The sequence below is a fragment of the Paracoccus actinidiae genome (assembly GCF_030863885.1).
GTDB lineage: Bacteria > Pseudomonadota > Alphaproteobacteria > Rhodobacterales > Rhodobacteraceae > Paracoccus > Paracoccus everestensis.
In genome coordinates this window covers 3,345,904-3,363,419 of record NZ_CP132956.1, presented here as the reverse complement: position 1 = coordinate 3,363,419, position 17,516 = coordinate 3,345,904, and the positions used below count along the sequence as shown (strand labels likewise).

The 17,516-nt window shown below is 61.5% G+C and carries 17 protein-coding genes and 1 pseudogene; 11 read left to right on the top strand and 7 right to left on the bottom strand.

The genetic code is table 11. The annotated features are described in order from the left end of the window. Nucleotides 1–69 precede the first annotated feature (69 nt). Together Q5701_RS16780 and Q5701_RS22930 are read right to left on the bottom strand one after the other, a co-directional pair. The gene (locus tag Q5701_RS16780) at nucleotides 70–1,539 is read right to left on the bottom strand and encodes a PAS domain-containing protein (RefSeq protein WP_306752131.1); all 1,470 of its coding nucleotides are present in this window, start codon (nucleotides 1,537–1,539) and stop codon (nucleotides 70–72) included. Nucleotides 1,540–1,678: 139 nt separating this feature from the next. Continuing rightward, a complete protein-coding gene (locus Q5701_RS22930; RefSeq protein ID WP_373568563.1) occupies nucleotides 1,679–2,077 on the bottom strand; it encodes a BLUF domain-containing protein in 399 nt (132 codons plus the stop codon). 117 nt (nucleotides 2,078–2,194) lie between these two features. Between Q5701_RS22930 and Q5701_RS16770 the strand changes: the two genes are divergently transcribed. After that, nucleotides 2,195–2,605 (top strand): response regulator, encoded by a 411-nt coding sequence (locus Q5701_RS16770; protein WP_306752129.1) that lies wholly within the window; start codon nucleotides 2,195–2,197, stop codon nucleotides 2,603–2,605. 169 nt (nucleotides 2,606–2,774) lie between these two features. Further along, on the top strand, nucleotides 2,775–2,891 hold the full coding sequence (locus Q5701_RS23145; RefSeq protein ID WP_507185101.1) for a CsbD family protein: 117 nt from the start codon (nucleotides 2,775–2,777) through the stop codon (nucleotides 2,889–2,891). A gap of 206 nt (nucleotides 2,892–3,097) precedes the next feature. On the opposite strand, the gene Q5701_RS16765 is transcribed toward Q5701_RS23145, so the two are convergent. After that, complete coding sequence (locus tag Q5701_RS16765; RefSeq protein ID WP_306752128.1) at nucleotides 3,098–3,388, bottom strand: hypothetical protein; 291 nt, start codon at nucleotides 3,386–3,388, stop codon at nucleotides 3,098–3,100. Nucleotides 3,389–3,868: 480 nt separating this feature from the next. On the opposite strand from Q5701_RS16765, the gene Q5701_RS16760 reads away from it, so the two are divergent. Next, on the top strand, nucleotides 3,869–4,141 hold the full coding sequence (locus tag Q5701_RS16760) for a hypothetical protein (RefSeq protein WP_306752127.1): 273 nt from the start codon (nucleotides 3,869–3,871) through the stop codon (nucleotides 4,139–4,141). A 208-nt stretch (nucleotides 4,142–4,349) separates the two neighbouring features. On the opposite strand, the gene Q5701_RS16755 is transcribed toward Q5701_RS16760, so the two are convergent. After that, a complete protein-coding gene (locus tag Q5701_RS16755) occupies nucleotides 4,350–4,532 on the bottom strand; it encodes a YdcH family protein (RefSeq protein WP_306752126.1) in 183 nt (60 codons plus the stop codon). Between the two features lie 384 nt (nucleotides 4,533–4,916). Continuing rightward, nucleotides 4,917–5,610, bottom strand: a pseudogene (locus Q5701_RS16750) (IS6 family transposase). Between the two features lie 253 nt (nucleotides 5,611–5,863). On the opposite strand from Q5701_RS16750, the gene Q5701_RS16745 reads away from it, so the two are divergent. Next, nucleotides 5,864–6,649 carry a pyrroline-5-carboxylate reductase family protein gene (locus Q5701_RS16745; RefSeq protein WP_306752125.1) on the top strand — a complete coding sequence of 262 codons (786 nt, stop codon included), beginning with the start codon at nucleotides 5,864–5,866 and terminating at the stop codon, nucleotides 6,647–6,649. 247 nt (nucleotides 6,650–6,896) lie between these two features. Here Q5701_RS16745 and Q5701_RS16740 read toward each other — a convergent pair whose 3' ends face one another. Next, nucleotides 6,897–7,079 carry a hypothetical protein gene (locus Q5701_RS16740; RefSeq protein ID WP_306752124.1) on the bottom strand — a complete coding sequence of 61 codons (183 nt, stop codon included), beginning with the start codon at nucleotides 7,077–7,079 and terminating at the stop codon, nucleotides 6,897–6,899. 372 nt (nucleotides 7,080–7,451) lie between these two features. After that, nucleotides 7,452–8,366: a LysR family transcriptional regulator gene (locus Q5701_RS16735; RefSeq protein ID WP_306752123.1), complete on the bottom strand. Its 915-nt coding sequence runs from the start codon at nucleotides 8,364–8,366 to the stop codon at nucleotides 7,452–7,454. Between the two features lie 99 nt (nucleotides 8,367–8,465). On the opposite strand from Q5701_RS16735, the gene Q5701_RS16730 reads away from it, so the two are divergent. The 7 genes from Q5701_RS16730 (at nucleotide 8,466) to Q5701_RS16700 (ending at nucleotide 17,241) form a co-directional block, all read left to right on the top strand. Beyond that, entirely contained in the window at nucleotides 8,466–9,539 is a 1,074-nt protein-coding gene (locus Q5701_RS16730; protein ID WP_306752122.1) for a 4-oxalomesaconate tautomerase, read from the top strand. A gap of 59 nt (nucleotides 9,540–9,598) precedes the next feature. Next, a complete protein-coding gene (locus Q5701_RS16725; RefSeq protein ID WP_306752121.1) occupies nucleotides 9,599–10,570 on the top strand; it encodes a Bug family tripartite tricarboxylate transporter substrate binding protein in 972 nt (323 codons plus the stop codon). Nucleotides 10,571–10,573: 3 nt separating this feature from the next. Beyond that, nucleotides 10,574–11,134 (top strand): tripartite tricarboxylate transporter TctB family protein, encoded by a 561-nt coding sequence (locus Q5701_RS16720; RefSeq protein ID WP_306752120.1) that lies wholly within the window; start codon nucleotides 10,574–10,576, stop codon nucleotides 11,132–11,134. Between the two features lies 1 nt (nucleotide 11,135). Continuing rightward, entirely contained in the window at nucleotides 11,136–12,641 is a 1,506-nt protein-coding gene (locus Q5701_RS16715) for a tripartite tricarboxylate transporter permease (protein WP_306752119.1), read from the top strand. 92 nt (nucleotides 12,642–12,733) lie between these two features. Further along, nucleotides 12,734–13,993 carry an ATP-grasp domain-containing protein gene (locus Q5701_RS16710; RefSeq protein WP_306752118.1) on the top strand — a complete coding sequence of 420 codons (1,260 nt, stop codon included), beginning with the start codon at nucleotides 12,734–12,736 and terminating at the stop codon, nucleotides 13,991–13,993. A 131-nt stretch (nucleotides 13,994–14,124) separates the two neighbouring features. Then, on the top strand, nucleotides 14,125–16,716 hold the full coding sequence (locus tag Q5701_RS16705) for a hypothetical protein (protein ID WP_306752117.1): 2,592 nt from the start codon (nucleotides 14,125–14,127) through the stop codon (nucleotides 16,714–16,716). Nucleotides 16,717–17,058: 342 nt separating this feature from the next. Beyond that, nucleotides 17,059–17,241, top strand: a complete 183-nt coding sequence (locus Q5701_RS16700) for a YdcH family protein (RefSeq protein WP_306752116.1) — start codon at nucleotides 17,059–17,061, stop codon at nucleotides 17,239–17,241. The last annotated feature ends 275 nt before the right edge of the window (nucleotides 17,242–17,516 follow it).

Sequence of the window (17,516 nt, the reverse complement as noted above, 5' to 3'; positions counted from 1 at the left end):
GGGTAAGGGGAACTCACCTTGGAAGGCAAGTTCTGCAACAACGCTCGGCCGCTTGGTCGCATCAAGTCCTTACTGGCTGATGCTCGAATCTTGCCCGGGTGCAGAGCCTGACAGAGCCATCAAGGGCGCCCGCAGTTCATAATGCACACCTTGCTGCCGATAATCTACGGTGGCGCTGCCTTCGACAGTGGCAGACAGGACCTCCTCGATCATCCGGCTGCCAAAGCCCGTCCGGGTGGGTGGCGTCACCGGAGGTCCACCGATCTCGTCCCATGTCAGCACGAAGTCGTGTTCCTGAAGGCTCCATTCGACACGCACCCGTCCTTCGTCCCCTGAAAGCGCGCCATACTTCACGGCATTCGTCGCAAGTTCATGAAGCGCCAGCGTCAGCGTGCTGCTGACGGCATGCCTGATCTCCATATCGGGTCCAAAGTAATGGATGCGACCCTCGGCGTTGAAAGGGCGCAAAGCACGCTCGACGGTTTGCCGCAAACCCGCCACGTCCCAGTCATCATCCGCAAGAATATCATGGGCTCCTCTCAGCGCCGCGATCCGTTCGGCGACAACCTTTCGCAGTTCATTGGACGGCAGTTCTGCCCGCAGTGACTGACTGACGATGGACTGAACGGTCGCCAGGGTGTTCTTGATCCGATGGCCCATCTCCTGGGTCACCAGGATCCTGTAGGCCTCGGCCTCCTTCCGCTCGGTAATGTCGAGAGAGATTCCGCTCATGGTCAGGGGCCGATGCTGATCGTCGAAGCGGGTTTGTGCCCGGATCTCGATCCACCGCAGACCGCCCGTCGGCAAGTTGATCCGGTATTCGATGTGAAACTCGCCGTCCGCCTCGAAGGCAGCGTGGAGCGTTCTTTGCCAGCGTTCGTAATCATCGGAATGGATGGAGGACTGCAGATCCTGGTATCCGAACTTGTCGCTGGGGCCGCGTCCGAAGTTGGCCTTGCACAGCGCGGAGACGACAAGCCGCTGGTTCGGCACGTCCAGGGTCCAGGTGCCGAGACCGCCGGCCATTAGCGTGAAATGCAGCCGATCCTCGGCAGCGGTGAGGTCGGCAATGCGGCGCTGCATTTCGCTCTCGCCAGACCCGTCAGGTGCCCCGCCGCCGATCCTGTCCCGCGTGACATCAAGTTGGGACGCAAAGAAGTAAGTCAGGTCGTCACCGTCAAACACCGGTGAGACAAGCACCTTGTTCCAGAAGATGCTGCCGTCCTTCTTGTAGTTCAGCAACTCGACCTCGACAGGCACGCGATCCGCGATGGCTTGACGCAGCCGGTCAATATCCTCGGCATTGGTGCCCGGTCCCTGAAGAAAGCGGCAGTTGCGTCCCAGGGTTTCTGCGCGTGTATAGCCGGTCAGCCTGGCAAAGGCATCATTGACAAAGACGATCGGATTGTCGGGCTGCCGGGGATCGGTGATGAGCATGGGCATCCGCGTGGCGCGCATTGCGCCCGCAAAGGGGTCGGAGCTTGCCTTGGCGCGATGAATTTCAAGATCGATGCGGCGGTCTTCGGAAGGGTTGCTCATTTAAGCCGGGGATCAGAAGTTTCTCGTTTGTTCCGAACAGTTACGCGAGACGCAAATCGGTGTCACCCCCCCACTCATGTGACGAGCCACCAATCAACGCAACGGTAAAGAAAGCGGATCGCGATCATTTCAGGGGGTTTCAGGGCCGACCGCGGGCTGCAAACCCGGTCCGGCAAGTGCGCGGAATCCTTGTCTCCGCCTTCTTCCAGGATCGTCCTCTTCTGGCACCGAAAACTGATGACACTCGGATCGTGGACACCTCATTCCTGCGGTTGGCACATTTCTTCATGACGCTGCGGGTTGTTGGCTGTTGCTGGTCCAGGACCTCGACATCGCCATGCCTGTCATCTGCGCCGATGCGGCTGACGGTTGCCATGACCTTGTCCGAAGGCCCCTCCAGCCCATTGACGGCAGCCGCCGCTTTACTGCTGCCGGAAGCGGTCAAACCGGTCTTGTCATTCTTGCGCCGCGATGGCGACAATGCTTCGTTCGGCAGCGCCCTCCTTCGGCATAAGCGCTTTACCCTGATAGAAGGCATGCATTTCGTCTGCATGGCGTCACCGGGATCGAGATCCGCTTCAGGTAATATGTGACTGACCGGAACCCATGCCCGGCTGCGGCCCTTTTGCCTTGTGAATGAAAAGGACAAGATAACATGGACCGGCACAGCCCCTATGCGCTTGTAGCAGACGATGACGCACTGATCCGGATGGACGCCTGCGAGATCCTGAAAGAAGCAGGCTTTCGCTGCTACGAGGCTGCAACCGCTGAGCAGGCTGTGGAACTGCTCGGCAAGTTCGGCCAGAATGTGCAACTGCTCTTCACGGACGTGAGCATGCCGCCGGGTAAGATGACCGGGTTTGACCTGGCGCGGCGCTGCGCACGGGACTGGCTCGAGATCAGCATCCTGGTGGCTTCCGGGGGCACGCTGCCTAGGCCCGGGGATATGCCGGATGGCGCTCTGTTCATCCGCAAGCCCTTCACTGCCGAGGTGGTCCGCGAGCACTTGTTGAAGATTCTTCCCGAAGGCCGCCGCCCTGAACCGCTTGAACAGGGTGCCGACTGAGCGCTGCCTCCCAGGCGTCTGACGCCAGATAGGACGTAGGCTTTGAGCTTCGTGCGCGATTTTCGATAATCTTTTCTGCATCTTTTCGCGCGTCAGGATCACGCCCTTTGCGGAACATCCGTGCTTGTCCTGCGTTTTCAAGACGACCATAAAAGCGGAGAAGACTGCAATGGGCAAGATGACCGACAGCCCGGACCTGCAGGCCGAAGGCAAGGCGCAGAAGGCCAAGGGCGCCGCGCAGGATGTAGCCGGCACCGTCAAGGGCAAGCTGGGCGACGACATCTGACGACACTCGCCTGCGAGCAAAAGCCCCGCTCCCATGCGGGGCTTTTGCGTGAAGAACCACTGTCTGTTTTCCACTGCATGTTTGCGGCATGGCGCGTCCTGCATGAACGCTGCAGCAGCCTGTGAGAGCTGACCCTAAGGCAGGGATCGTCCCGGCGCAAGGAAGAGGCAGTGTCCAGCCGCAGACAGGCCTCCCAGCCCTGCGGCTCACCGGTCCCAGACCATTTCCGGCAGCGTCCTCAAGGGGCTCGGCGAACGGACATGGTTTGTGTCTTTCGAAAGAAACTGATCTGCAAAGGCTGGAATGTCCATCGTGATGCGCATGGACTTGGCACAGGTCATCGTGGTCCGAACTGCATTACGAGATCCCCCGGTCCGGCTTGAACCCTCTCCGGGCGGCGATGTACCCTCGGATCCTTCTTGCACGCCGAAATCGCTCCTTGATCCCTCGACGCGATCCGGCACATTTTGACAATAGACATTGATTGTGGCGGTCATTCCCTATGGGCCTAGCCTACTTCAACCCGGACCTGGCAACCGTAAAGGTGCATTTCTATCATTGCGGCAGCCCTGCAAGGCGTCGAGATCCTGGTCGAGAACGAAAGCATTGCGCGACTGCTCGGTCCGGCCAGGGGCCGGCGGATGCGCAGCGCATTGATTGCGGCGGGAAGGCTGTGATCCGGGCCTGATCGACACCCACTAGCACGCAACCCTGACCTTGGTCAGCCGGGTCGTCGCGACGGGTCAAACGTGGGTCTTTTGCACCTGATCGTGGGGCAGGAGGCTGGGGCAACCCGATGCGGGGCTTTACCATCGTCCGCGACCCCGGCGGCCCGCCTTCGGTCTTCAGACCGCGATCGATCGGTCGGTGGCGACGGGACCGCGCCTCTTTCTGGCTGGGGCGATCATTTCCAAGACGCCGGGGCATGGCGATTTCCGCTTCCAGAACAGCCGGCCGATTGTGCCGGCAGCCAAGACATGTCCGCCCTTGCCGATGGCATCGCCGAGGTTTTGCGCCGCACCCGCGAACAACTGATGAAGGGCGCCAGCCAGATCAAGATCAACAAGGGCGGCGTCGCGTCGCAATACGACCCGCTGGAGTCGCTGCAGTTCACCAAGGCCGAGATGCGCGGCGGTAGGTGCCGCATCCGCCTGGGGCACCTATGTCTGCACCCACGTCTATACCTCGCCCGGCATTCGCCTCTGCATCGCCGCAAGCGTCACGTCGTTCGAGCATTGTCAGCTGGCTGACGAGGATACTGTCCGGATGATGGCCGGTACGGACATCTGGTAGTTAATCCAGTGCTTTTTCGGCGCTGTCGCGGTTGTGGCCTCCTGGCTGCTTGGGTAAGGGGGCCCCTGCGGATCAGTCCGCAGGGGGCTTGCACAGACAAAGGGTGGTGGTGCCGAGAGTCCTTTTTGTGGGAGCTGCACCGACTGCTGCCGCGCCGGCATGGCCTCAAGCCTCGGCCTTCTCGTGCTGCAACCGGGCAAGCTCGTCCTTGATCTCGAGCTTCTCCTTCTTGATGGCCGCAATTTCGGCAGTGGTGACCGAGGGACGCTTCAGAAGCTCCACAAGCTGATCCTCGAGCATCGCGTGACGCGCGTTCAGCGCCTCAATCCGGCCGGTGATGTCGCCCATGTCGTGACCTCCATTCGTCAGTTCCTCTCTAGACGTAGGCACCACCCAGGCCATCGTCCAGGCCACCAATCCGGTTGCGAGATATTCGCTTGGGAAGAATGCCCGAACTTGCCGCGCCAGGGGAGTTGGTCTGCCGCACCTGATACGAAACCCTCGGGAGTGCAGTTGCTGTTGCGGCCGTTGTAGGGTCGCGGAAGCATGCAGGGTCGCCTATCGGCAGGACCATGCCTGGCAGGACAAGGGTAGGGGCAACGAAAATGATGCAAGCGTGATACACCGCCTGAAGGCTATGTCCGCTGCCATACAAAATCTCTCGAAGAGGCCACAAAGGTTCTGTCGCAAACGGCAGGACAGGACATGTACGGTCCGCAACGTCTAGGCCCTTCAGAGGGCCAGCTGGCAGAACTGCTGAAACGGAAGCAGTTCGGGCCTGAACTGACCCTTGCGGATCATGTTCACGATCTCGATGCCTCCTATGGTCGAAGCGGCTGAGGTGAAGCTCTTGAAGCCCAGCATGGGTCTTGCCCTGCGTTTGATGAAGCGATGGTCCTGCTCAACCCGATTGTTGAGATACTTTACCCGCACCATTTCGATCGGGATTGGGCAGCCGAAGCGCTTCAGGATCCGATTGATGTCTTTGAGACCTTGGGTGTTGGCAGCACTCTTGTCGATGACGATCTTGCGCGGGAGGCCGTTGACCTCCATTGCCCGGGCGAAGAACCTGATAGCTGCCGGCTTGTTCCGGTGCTTCCTTGTTCCTGCGCTTCGACAGCATGAAGTTCAGGGTTTTTCCGAACTTGTCCACGGCGCGATAGAGATAGACCCACTGTCCTTTCACCTTGATGTAGGTCTCGTCCATCCGCCAGGACCTGTCCGCCGGCTGCTTGCGGCGGCGTGCATCCTCTGCGACCTGCCCGCCGTAGCGCTCCACCCATCTGTTCAGGGTGGCACGATTGACCCCGCGCTCTGCCATGATCTCCTCAAGGTGGCGGTACGTCACACTGTAACGCAAATATAAGAAGACGGCGTCCAGGATAACGTCGCCGGGGTAATGAGCATCCTTGAATGACAGGGCCATAGCTCATCCTCGGACGTCAACCCTTAGGCCGATCATACCCTTTTGTCGCTAACCTGCCAAAGTTTGCGACAAATCCTTGCCGCAAAGTTGAGGTCAGGGCGGCTCAACTGAAGTTGCTCACTTACAACCTGCGTGGCAGTTGGGCTTTCATAACGAAATCGATGGTACTTTAAGGTAATGGTTTGCCGCGAAAGGCTTGGCAAAGAGTTGCGACAAAGCCCAATTTTGACCCTCGAGCACGGCAGGACACCGTATGCACCAGGATGACTTCAGGCTGGGTGTGATCGGTGCAGGCGGTTGGTTGGGCCGGGCTATTGTCGAATGTGTTCTGGTAGGCAAGGCGGTTCCCGCAGAACGCCTTTACCTTTCCACCAGGACGCCCCGAGAGGGGGTGTTTACCGAAGCCAACTGGGTGCGGGACAATCAGGATCTGGTCGATCGTTCGGACGTCGTGATCCTCTCGGTGCGCCCGATGGATTTTTCCGCACTCAAGATCAACACGGCCGGCAAGCTCGTCCTCTCGGTCATGTCCAGCATCAGCATTGCGCGAATGATGGCCGATCTGGGTACGGACCGGATCGTGCGCGCGCTTCCCAATGCGGCCGCAGAGGTGGCGCGCTCCTATACGCCCTGGGTCGCCAGTCCGGCCTGTTCGGACACGGACCGGGCGATCGCGCGCGCCGTCTTCGCCACTTGCGGATCACAGGACGAGTTGCCTGACGAGCGCCAGATCGAATATTCTGCAGGCGTCAGCGGCACCGGCCCCGCCTATCTTGCGCTTCTGGCCGATGCGCTGCGCAAGCACGCCATCGCCAACGGGATCGCCCCTGAAATCGCCAGGAATGCCGTCAACGCCATGCTGATCGGCACAGGCCGCCTGGTCGAGGCGCAGGGGCGCTGTCCTTCGGATATCGTCGGCGACTTCCTGGCCTACCAAGGCATGACCACTGCGGCGTTGGAAAGCATGATGGATGCGGGGCTCGACCGGATTGTCCGCGAGGGTGTGGAGGCCGCGCTAAAAAGGGCGCAAGAACTCTAGCAGCCCCGTCTGGATCGCATAATCTTGCCCGCTGCTATCGAGCGCGACCCACAATGACGGGTTCCCATTCTTCTGCCTGCACTGAACGCAACGGACATCTGAAGCTCGATGTCGACATACGCCACAAAGTTTTGTCGATAAGCGCGGCCACGATCGATCGCTTGCTTCGTAAACTGAGGGGATGAGCCGCACGAAGAAGCCTGTCTGAGATCAGCGCTTATGGAGTATCCGTCTTGGTCAAGTCGGTTTAGGGTCCTGTCGGTTCGAAGACGATGCGGGCGACCGGCGTCTGGCCGAGCCAGCGGATCAAGGCCCGGAAGCCCCGGGGCGCGTTCTCGAACCGCCGCGCCGCCTGGTCTTCCAGCCGGAAGACGTCGAGGTGGGTTTTCGAGATGTCGATGCCAAGGGTATGTTCAGTCAACTTCGCCATGTCCTATGCTTGTCATGGGTGACGCAAACACGCGTATCCGTTCAGGCCCCTGGTGAAGACGGCGGTTGATCAAACTCCGAAACGGTCCTTGCTGACCCAGCAGATGACGATCCAACCGCCGCCACTGCCCGCCATAAATGGCGTGCCGGGCAGTGGCTCCTGGATACCCTCAGGAGCCAGCCCCTGAATAAGACAAGGAGGTGCTGGCGCGCCACATAGTTCAATACCCCCCTCAATGACGCATTTTCGGATGGAACGACACTTATCGCGAATGCTCAGTTTCTGTTTTGTAGCTATGCAAACAGGCAAAAGGTCAAGAAGCGTGCGTTCCGCAGCGAAAGTGCAAAGTTTTTGAGGTCCGCAAACCAGGGGCTATCCCTGGTGCGACCCATGCCATTCATTAACCAGCATTTCGCGGAAACGGAGTGCCGAGGGCGAAAGCCGCGCGCCCCGCCGTTCGACGATGCCGATAGAGCGTGTGACAACAGGGTCGATAAGCCTGACGGTTGCGATCAGCGGATGTTCTCGTTGCGGTGTGGCCAGTTGGGGAAGCACGGAAACACCCAAGCCAGCTTCAACCAGGCCCAGCGACGTGGAAAGATGATTCACTTCGTAGAACCAGTTCAAGTCAAGCTGCTGATCTGCCATTGCCAATGCGCGGTCCAGGACGGCCCTGTTGCCTGACTTGTTCGATACGCCGATCAGCGGATGTCCTTGAAGGGCCGACCACGGCAATGAAGACGTTGCCGCCAGGGGATGATCGCGACGACAGGCGAGGACGAATGGATCCTCCATCAGGGGGGTGAATTTCAGGTCGTCCCGTAGCGCGCCGATGATGTTGATGCCAAACTCGACCTCTCCGTTTGCAACGGCATCCAGCCCCTCGTTTGCCGACAAGTCCATGATTCTGAACCGGATGCCTGGAAAGCGCGTGTTGAAGGTCTCGATCACGCGCGGCAGAAAATAGAACGCCGCCGTCGGCAAGGAGGCCAGTGTCACCTGGGCGCGATGCCGGCCCCCAAGGTCAGAAATCGACAGGATCGATTCTTCGAACTCGTCGACCAGGCGCCTGACCAGAGGCATCAGTTCGCGCCCGATCTGAGTGGGCGCGACGCGTCTTGTCGTGCGTTCGATAAGCTGCGCGCCCACCGCTTCCTCGAATGCCTTGATGCGGCGTGAGAGCGCAGGCGTGGACAGGTTCAAGTGCCTGGCTGCCTCGTTGAAGGAGGAAAACTCCAACACCGCGAGAAAAGCGCGAAGATCCAAGAATTCGAAATTGTTCCGCATTGTGCAACAATAATGAAATTCTTTGCAATTCACAACACAGTCTGTTTGGCGCATTCCGGTTTTCGAAGGCGGCAGGACTTGCCGCAGAGGAGAATCATCGTGGACGATCAGATCCGCATTCCTTGCGTCATGATGCGCGGCGGCACCTCGAAGGGGCCATTTTTCCTGCGGAGCGACCTGCCCAGCGATCCCGAACTTCGCGATGCGTTGCTGATCGAGATCATGGGATCAGGACATCCCCTGCAGATCGACGGGATCGGCGGCGGCAACTCGCTCAGTTCAAAAGTGGCGATTGTCGGGCCGTCCTCGCGCGAAGGTGCCGATGTCGACTATCTGTTTGCCCAAGTGAATGTCGTGGAACGCATCGTGGATACCGGGCCGAACTGCGGCAATATGCTGTCGGCCGTGGGTGCCTTCGCCATCGAGCAGGGGCTGGTCGCGGCGGGACGCGAAGAAACGCGCGTCAAGGTTCATAACGTCAACACCGGAAAGATCATCGAGGCGCGCATTCAGACGCCCGGGGGCGAGTTGCGCTATCATGGCGATGCGGCCATTGATGGCGTTCCGGGAACTGCCGCCCCTGTTTATCTGGCGTTTCTGGAAGCAGTCGGCGCGAAGACCGGACAAATGCTGCCTTCAGGAACGCCCCAGGAAATCATCAACGGCATTCCTGTGTCGCTGATCGACGGGGCCACGCCTGTGGTGATTGTCCGGGCGGAAACCTTTGGCCTTACCGGTTCGGAAAGCGTGCTGGAGCTTGATGGGAATGCCGGTTTCCTGGCTCAGCTTGAGAACCTGCGGATCGAAGCCGGGCGGCGCATGGGCCTTGGCGATGTTCGTGCGTCGGTCCTGCCCAAGCCCGTGCTCATCGGCGCCCCCCTCAATGGCGGCAGCCTTTCCGTGCGCTACTTCACGCCGCATGCCTGCCATTCATCCTTGGCCACGACCGGGGCGGTCTCCGTGGCGATCGCTGCCACGCTGCCCGACAGCATTGTCGGCGCCGCGCTTCCCGAGCTGCGGTTTCCGGCGGACCTGACATTCGAACACCCGACTGGCCGCATGGACGTTCGGGTGGAACTGGATGAAGAGGCAGGCGGCCAGCCTGTCGTCTTTGTGACCCGCACCTGCCGCCGCCTTTTCGAGGGTGCGGCCTTGGTCCGGCGCAAGAACTGACCATCCCGCGGCGTGGAGGATGCGCCTGCGGACCGATTTACCCAAGGGAGGAATACCAGATGCTCACCTTTACTCGCCGCTTCGTGCTTGGCGTTACTGCGGCAACCCTGGCTCTGTCGGCGATGCCGGCCATGGCGCAGGATTATCCGTCCAAGCCGGTCACCCTTGTCGTGTCCTATGCCGCAGGCGGCGGGACCGATGCCATCGCCCGCATCTTTGCCGCGCGCCTTGAAGCGGCTCTGGGTGGGCGCGTCATCGTTGAAAACCGCCCCGGTGCGGCAGCCAATATCGGCACCGAGGTCGTCGCCAAGGCCGACCCGGACGGCTATACCCTGCTGATCGGCAACCAGGGTCCGATGGTCGTCAACCCGCATATCTTCAATCTGCGCCATGACCCGGCCGAGGCGCTGGATCCGATTGCCATGATCGCCGACGCGCAACTGGTCGTGGTGGTCGGCCCCCGTTTGCCGGTCAAGACCATGGCCGAGTTTCTCGACAAGGCGAAATCCCAACAGCTGGTCTATGGCTCGGCGGGCAATGCCTCGGCAAGCCATGTCGCCACGTTGCTGATGGGCCAGACGGCAGGCATCGATCTCAAGCATGTTCCCTACAAGGGGGCGGGCCCTGCCGTGAACGACCTGGTCGGCGGACACATTGATTTCATGGTGACGACCGTTCCATCGGTGATCGGCCTGATCCAGGACGGCACGCTGACGGCACTTGCCGTGACCGGCAAGGACCGCTTTGCGGCCCTGCCGGACGTGCCCACCGTGGCTGAATCCGGGCTGCCGGAATACAGCGCGTCTGCCTGGTATGGATTGCTGGGTCCGAAGGGCCTGCCCGAGGACGTTCGCGCCAAGCTGGCGGAAGGCACGGCCGAGGCACTGGCCGATCCGGCCTTTGTCGAAAGCCTGCAAAAGGACGGCGGCGTTCCGTCGAACGTGGTCGGTCAAGACTTTGCCGACTTCATGGCGGCCGAGCGCACCCGCTGGGGCGACGTGGTCAAAGCCGCCAATATTAAGGTGGAATGAGCCATGAGCCACGAGGTTCCCGAGGAGGTGATCACGGTCGATGTTCCCGGACATCCGCCACGCTCACCTGTCCCGCCATCCAATTCCTGGCTTGGCCGCGAAAGGCTGGCCGGTCTCAGCCTCGTGGTGTTCGGCCTTCTGGCGCTGTGGGCCGGCTCCGACCTGCCGTTCATGACCGAAGGCGGCGTCGGGTCGGGCCTGCTGCCCCGCGCCCTCGCGATCATCATCACCCTGCTGGGTGTGGTGCAGATCGCCGTGACTTGGAAGGAGGTGCCGGAATCAACCGGCACCTGGCCTGTTCGCGACATGCTGCCGGTGCTGGTCGGGGTGTTCCTGTTCGCGCTCACGATCCGGGGCTATGACTTCGGTGCCTTTTCCGTGCCGGTGCTGGGCATGTCGGTCGCCACACCACTGGCGATCATCTTCGCCGGGGCGGCCGCCAAGGACGTGCGGTTCGGCGAACTGCTGATCTTCACGGCGGTCCTGACGGTCATTTGCATTGGCTTGTTCCGCTTCGCGCTTGGGCTTTCGCTGCCCGTTGCGCCCTGGCTGATCGGATACTGACATGATCGAAACGATTGAACATCTGGGCCTTGGCCTGTCGGTCGCCCTGACCCTGCAGAACGTCTTCTTCTGCTTTCTCGGCTGCCTGATCGGCACGCTGGTGGGCGTTCTCCCGGGCGTCGGGCCGGTGGCGACGATCTCGATCCTGCTGCCGGTGACGCTGTCGCTGGACCCGACGGGTGCGCTGATCATGCTGGCCGGCATCTACTATGGCGCCCAATATGGGGGTTCGACCACGGCGATCCTGGTCAATATTCCCGGAGAGGCCACGGCGGTCGTCACCGCCATCGACGGGCACGAAATGGCCAAGAAGGGCCAGGGGGGACTGGCCTTGGGACTGGCCGCCATCGGCTCCTTCATCGCCGGCACCTTTGCCACGATCGTCATCGCGGCCCTGGCGACCCCGATGACCAAGCTGGGCCTGCTGTTCGGGCCTGCCGAATACTTTTCGCTGATGATCATGGGTTTGGTGCTGGCGGTCGTGCTGGCTCATGGCTCGTTGGTCAAGGCTCTGGCGATGATTGTCGCAGGGGTTCTGCTTTCCTGCGTCGGTGCCGACATGGAGACGGGCCGCGAGCGGATGACCTTCGGCCTTTATATGCTGACGGACGGCATCGAGTTCGTGGTGCTGGCCATGGGTGTCTTCGGCTTTGGCGAGATCTTCAAGAACCTTGCCGATCCGGAAAAGCGCGACGTGATGCGCGGCAAGATTGGCCGTCTGTTGCCCACCCTGACGGAACTGCGTCAGAACCTGGGCGCGATCCTGCGGGGCACCGGGCTTGGTTCTATCCTGGGCGTGCTGCCGGGGAACGGGGCAATTCTGGCACCCTTCGCCAGCTACGCCCTTGAAAAACGCCTCTCGGATCGGCCGCAGGATTTCGGCACGGGCGTGCCCCAAGCCGTCGCCGGCCCGGAATCGGCCAACAATGCCGGCGCGCAGACCAGCTTTATCCCCCTGCTGACGCTTGGCTTGCCGCCCAATGCGGTCATGGCGCTGATGGTCGGCGCCATGATGATCCAGGGCATCGTTCCAGGCCCGCAAGTGATCGAGAACAATCCGGACCTGTTCTGGGGCCTGGTCGCCTCGATGTGGATCGGCAACCTGATGCTGGTCATCATCAACCTGCCGTTGATTGGTGTCTGGGTGAAGCTGCTGAAGGTGCCTTATCGGCTGCTGTTCCCGGCGATCGTGGCCTTCTGCTGCATCGGCCTCTTCTCGATCTCGAACGATCCGGCGCAGGTGATGATGGCGGGCGTTCTGGGGCTGCTGGGCTTCGCGCTCTACAAGCTGCAGTTCGAGGCGGCACCCCTGGCGCTTGGCTTCGTGCTGGGACGCCTGCTGGAAGAAAAGCTGCGTCAGGCGCTGATCATCTCGGACGGCAGCATGACCACCTTTGTGACCTCGCCCTTGTCGCTGGGCCTTCTGCTGGTTGGTGCCGTGGCGCTGACCATTGCCGTGCTACCCTCGATCAGAAGATCACGCGACGAGATCTTCGTCGAGGACTGATCCCTGAAACGCGGCCTTCGGGCCGCGCTTCTTCTTATCGCTTTCCCCAACATTTCAACCCACAGGAGGAACCCCTGACGGAGGTGACCTGAATGCTCACGGGTGCGCGGCTGCTGGCCCATGTCGGCTTTCCCGCGACCGACGTGCTTGGACCCGATGCGTCCGAAGACCAGATCCAGGCGATGATCGACCGTCACGGGCTGCTGTTCATCAAACCGGTCTTTCGCGGCGGCGTCGGCAAGAAGGGCAAGGCGGGGCTGATCGGCAAGGCGCGCGATCTGCGCACCGCCCTTGCGGAGAAGGAACGGCTGTATTTCGCCCAGCATCGCCACGGCAATGCCACTGCCAAGGCCAACGGCGTCACCTTCGAGGCCGGTATTCCTGCCGAACACGAGATTTACTTCTCGATCACGGACGACACCCGCTATCGGGCCCCCACAATGACCATCACCCACCGCGGCGGCGTCGATATCGAGGACCTGGACAAGACCGAGATCGCCTCGGTCCCCTTTGACGCGCTGACCGGGCTGAAGGCCTTTGTGGTGGCCAATGCGCTGACCGACATCGGCGCCCCGAAAGAGGTCATATCGCCGCTTGTCCAGCATCTGCCCAAGCTGTGGGAACTGATGCATCATTACGGCATGACCGCGCTGGAACTGAACCCGATCCGCATGAGGCCGGGCAAGGACGGGCGGCTGACGCCGGTGGCCTGCGACTTCAAGTGCGGCTTCGCCCGTGACGATCCGCGCGTCGGCCGGCAGGGTTTGCCGCAACACCTGTTTGCCGCCGACATCTCGACCTTCGAGCAAGAGGTGAACCAGTTGCGGACCCACCAGGGTCAGTCGGACGTGTTTGTCATCAACGAAGCGGGCACGATCCTGGCGCCGACCTTTGGCGGCGGTGCGAACAGCCTGGTGACCGAGGTGCTGGGGGAAGCCGCGATCATCTCATCGGATTTCGGCGGCAATCCGCCCTACGAGAAGATGAAGTCGGTGGCTGCGATCTGCTATCGCCACTTTCTGGCGCAGACGAATGTCCTGTTCATCATCGGTGGCAAATCAAACAACACCGACATCCTGGAAACCTTTCGGGGCATGGGCGACGCGTTGCGCGAACATTTCGCCAAGCATGGACCGGTGCCGCTTTATGTTGTCGTGGGTCGCGGCGGTCCCAACCTCGTGCGTGGTATGGGCAATCTGGCCGATACGCTGGACAGCCTGGGCGTGCCTTATCGCTTTTTCGGCTTCGACAGCGCGATCTCCGAGGTCGTGACCTATGCCAAGCGCATCGACGACTGGATGCGCGCCGGCGGGCGCGACGAGATCGCCCGTTCCTTGAATATTGCGGCCTGAGGGAGAGCGCCATGCGACAGCAAGCAATTTCTGGTTTGCCCTATTTCCTGGGCGTGGACCGGCTCGACACCATCGCCTCGCCGTAGGATCGGGTCTGCGTCCTGAACATCCTGGGCGGCGAAAGCCGCACCGTGACCCCGGTCAGCCATGCCTTTTCCAATGGTAACGTGGCCTTCGGCACCTCGCCGGGCCGTTCGGGTCAGTTGCTGAAGACGCCTGCGGGCGATATTCCGGTGTTCAACACCGTTCTGGAGGGGATCCGGGCGGGTCACAGATTCAACACCGGCGTGGTTTATCTGCCGCCCTCGGGCGTGCGCGATGGAGTTGCGGAACTGATCCGCGTCAATCCCGACCTGCGCAAGATCGTCATCATCACCGAAAAGATCGCCGTGCATGATGCGCGCGAGATCCGCGCCATGGCCCAGGTCAATGGCATCGACATCATCGGCGGCAACTGCCTGGGCGTGGCGGACAGCTGGAACCGCGTCCGCATCGGGGGGGCGCTTGGCGGCGATCACCCCGATGAATCGCTGATCAAGGGCTCGGTCGCGGTCTTCTCCAACTCCGGCGGCTTCACCACCACCATTGCCCAATATCTCACCACGGCAGGATGGGGCACGACGACGCTGATTTCGTCGGGCAAGGGCGTCTATATCCAGTATGCAGCGCGCGACTTCGCCCTGGCTCTCGCCAAGGACGACCGCAGCAAGGCGGGTGTGTTGTATGTCGAACCGGGTGGCTATTACGAGAAGGACATCGACTGGCAAAAGCCCGTGGTGGCCTGTGTCGTTGGTCGCTGGAAGGCCAAGTTGACCCGCGCTGTGGGCCATGCCGGTGCCATGGCGGGGTCGGGAGACAGCGCGGAGGACAAGGAACGCTGGTTCATGGAGGCCTTCGGCGTCGAGGGGATCTATACCTTGGAAACCCCTCACGTCTCTGCAAAAGGGGCCTTGGTCACCAATATCTCCGATATCCCGTCCGCGCTTTCCGCGGTGATGGCGCTGAATGATGTCGCGCCGGATTTCCAGCCGCGCGGTTCGCTGTCGTTGAAGCCATGGATCGCGAACGACCAGGGCCTGGATCTGCCGCCCGATCTTGCGCAGCCAACCGTCATCGCACCGGCACCCTATGGCACCCAGATCGCCGCCCTGTCCGAACAGATCGGGGCGGTCATCGCGCGGCAGTCGATGAAGGACACCTCAGGTGCCTCGGTGATGGATCCCAAGACGCAGGTGACCAGCGTGCATGGTCATCGCGTCCTGGACCTGGCGCTGCAACCCTTGGAGGCCATGTTCGCGCTGCCGCTGGTTCACGAAATCGCCGATGCGCACGACCGCGCCCTGCTGGACGTGGCCGTCGCGGCAGAAGTCAATCTGGTCGGGAATCCGATCCTGCTTGCCGCCGATGCAGCGCGCGATGCCGGAAACTCGCCCAACACCGTGATGTCGGTCGCCGCCGCCATCACGGGGCCGCGCCGGGTCGAACGCGCGCTGACCTGCGCCCGCAGCCTGATCGCGCTGTTTGCAGGGTCCGGCCTGCGCGACGGACGGGATGAAGCCTTCGATCTGTCGACGATAATGATCGATGACGCGACAAAGGCCCTGTTTCTTGCGGCGCCTGATGAGGCGGACGATCCCCGCCCCGAGGCCATGCTGGCCGCGATTGAGGCACGCGGCGGCAAATCGGTGTTCCTGCGCTTTCTTCTGGGCTTCGGGCAAAGGCTGTCGCGCGATGCGATTCTTGCCGCGATCACCACGACCATTGCCTGGGGACCGCTGGTGCGCAAGCGCATCAGCCGCCTGACGGCCGAGACGCTGCCCTGGCATATGCGGCTTTACGGCGTCATGGTCGGCGCGGCCATTCCCGGCAAGCATCACCAGTCCGGCAGCCTGTGGGGCATCCCGCGCGAGGAACGCTTTTCCCGCTGGACGATGGCGGACATCTGCTGCCTGGCGATGACGGGCAAGAAGCCCGGCCCGACGGAGGCACTTTACGTCCAGATCCTCATCGGCCTGCTGATCTCGAACGGTCCGGGTTCGATCACGGCCCAAGGGGCCAAAGGCGCTGTATCCGCCGATGGTCCGCAGACGCCCGGACGCGTCCAGATCAACAAGGCCATGGTGGGCTTTCTGACCCATTCGGGCTACAGCCACGGCGGCAACGAGTTCGAGGGCATGGCCTTCCTGCTGGACCAGTTCCGCGACAAGGGGCTGACCGATCCGACCGATCCGAACCATGGGCTGGACGTGACAGCCATGGCGCGTGACTTTGCGCTGACCTACCAGCAGGACAAGGCCCGCGCCAGGGAACTGGGAACCGAGGTCCGTGCCCTGCCCGGGGTCCACCACCCAGTGTTCAAGGGCAAGCCGGAAAACTTCGACCCGCGCGAACGGTTCATCGCACAGTTCACGGAAGAACCGGGCGAATACAACATCTTCCATCACTTCTATCGCGAGCTAGTCCGGCAACTGTATGAGGTCGGCGCCAGCCGCTATGTCTTCTGCGTCAATGTCGACGCCATCATCGCGGCACTGCTGCTTGCCGTCTTGTGGAAGGACTATCAGGCCGGCAGGATGACCGACGCCAATCTGGAAACGGCGGCCTTCACCATCTTCCTGTTCGGACGGATGATCGGCGCTGCGGCAGAAATCGACGATCACCTGAACCGCGGCAGGAACATGGATACGCGCGCGCCAGCCTCGGCCTGCAGACACGTAGTATGAGGATCAAGGAGGCGGCCTAAAGTCGCCTCTTCAAGACATTGTCCCAGGATCGATGGTGGCAATGAGCGTCATGCCGCCCACCACGGCGTTATCTAACGAACCTTGCTGACATCGTTATCCGAAAACCTGTGGACGTACCGTATGGTCGCTTCCTGGACGCTGGGGCCACGACAGAAGCCGTCCTCCCGAGGGTTTCGTATCAGGTGCGGCAGACCAACTCCCCTGGCGCGGCAAGTTCGGGCATTCTTCCCAAGCGAATATCTCGCAACCGGATTGGTGGCCTGGACGATGGCATGGGTGGTGCCTACGTCTAGAGAGGAACTGACAAATGGAGGTCACGACATGGGCAACATCACCGGCCGGATTGAGGCGCTGAACGCGCGTCATGCGATGCTCGAGGATCAGCTTGTGGAGCTTCTGAAGCGTCCCTCGGTCACCACTGCCGAAATTGCGGCCATCAAGAAGGAGAAGCTCGAGATCAAGGACGAGCTTGCCCGGTTGCAGCACGAGAAGGCCGAGGCTTGAGGCTATGCCGGCGCGGCAGCAGTCGGCGCAGCTTCCACAAAAAGGACTTCCGGCACCACCACCCTTTGTCTGTGCAAGCCCCCTGCGGACTGATCCGCAGGGGGCCTTCCCTTACCCAAGCAGCTAGGGCGTGTTGACGTTTGAGGATTTCCAAACTGATCGCTGGCTGATTCAAGGCTGCCAAATGGGAGGCAACCTTGATCCGCACGACCTTGACCGACACACAGTGGGCACTTATCGCTCCACTACTCACATCAGCGCCAGGGACAAAAAAC

Coding starts and splice junctions, on each gene's coding strand:
- Q5701_RS16765 (WP_306752128.1), bottom strand. CDS start 3,388: ATGACCGCCACAATCAATGTCTATTGTCAAAATGTGCCGGATCGCGTC.
- Q5701_RS16770 (WP_306752129.1), top strand. CDS start 2,195: ATGGACCGGCACAGCCCCTATGCGCTTGTAGCAGACGATGACGCACTG.
- Q5701_RS23145 (WP_507185101.1), top strand. CDS start 2,775: ATGGGCAAGATGACCGACAGCCCGGACCTGCAGGCCGAAGGCAAGGCG.
- Q5701_RS16740 (WP_306752124.1), bottom strand. CDS start 7,079: ATGGCGAAGTTGACTGAACATACCCTTGGCATCGACATCTCGAAAACC.
- Q5701_RS16780 (WP_306752131.1), bottom strand. CDS start 1,539: ATGAGCAACCCTTCCGAAGACCGCCGCATCGATCTTGAAATTCATCGC.
- Q5701_RS22930 (WP_373568563.1), bottom strand. CDS start 2,077: ATGCCTTCTATCAGGGTAAAGCGCTTATGCCGAAGGAGGGCGCTGCCG.
- Q5701_RS16735 (WP_306752123.1), bottom strand. CDS start 8,366: ATGCGGAACAATTTCGAATTCTTGGATCTTCGCGCTTTTCTCGCGGTG.
- Q5701_RS16715 (WP_306752119.1), top strand. CDS start 11,136: ATGATCGAAACGATTGAACATCTGGGCCTTGGCCTGTCGGTCGCCCTG.
- Q5701_RS16725 (WP_306752121.1), top strand. CDS start 9,599: ATGCTCACCTTTACTCGCCGCTTCGTGCTTGGCGTTACTGCGGCAACC.
- Q5701_RS16700 (WP_306752116.1), top strand. CDS start 17,059: ATGGGCAACATCACCGGCCGGATTGAGGCGCTGAACGCGCGTCATGCG.
- Q5701_RS16710 (WP_306752118.1), top strand. CDS start 12,734: ATGCTCACGGGTGCGCGGCTGCTGGCCCATGTCGGCTTTCCCGCGACC.
- Q5701_RS16745 (WP_306752125.1), top strand. CDS start 5,864: ATGCACCAGGATGACTTCAGGCTGGGTGTGATCGGTGCAGGCGGTTGG.
- Q5701_RS16720 (WP_306752120.1), top strand. CDS start 10,574: ATGAGCCACGAGGTTCCCGAGGAGGTGATCACGGTCGATGTTCCCGGA.
- Q5701_RS16760 (WP_306752127.1), top strand. CDS start 3,869: ATGTCCGCCCTTGCCGATGGCATCGCCGAGGTTTTGCGCCGCACCCGC.
- Q5701_RS16755 (WP_306752126.1), bottom strand. CDS start 4,532: ATGGGCGACATCACCGGCCGGATTGAGGCGCTGAACGCGCGTCACGCG.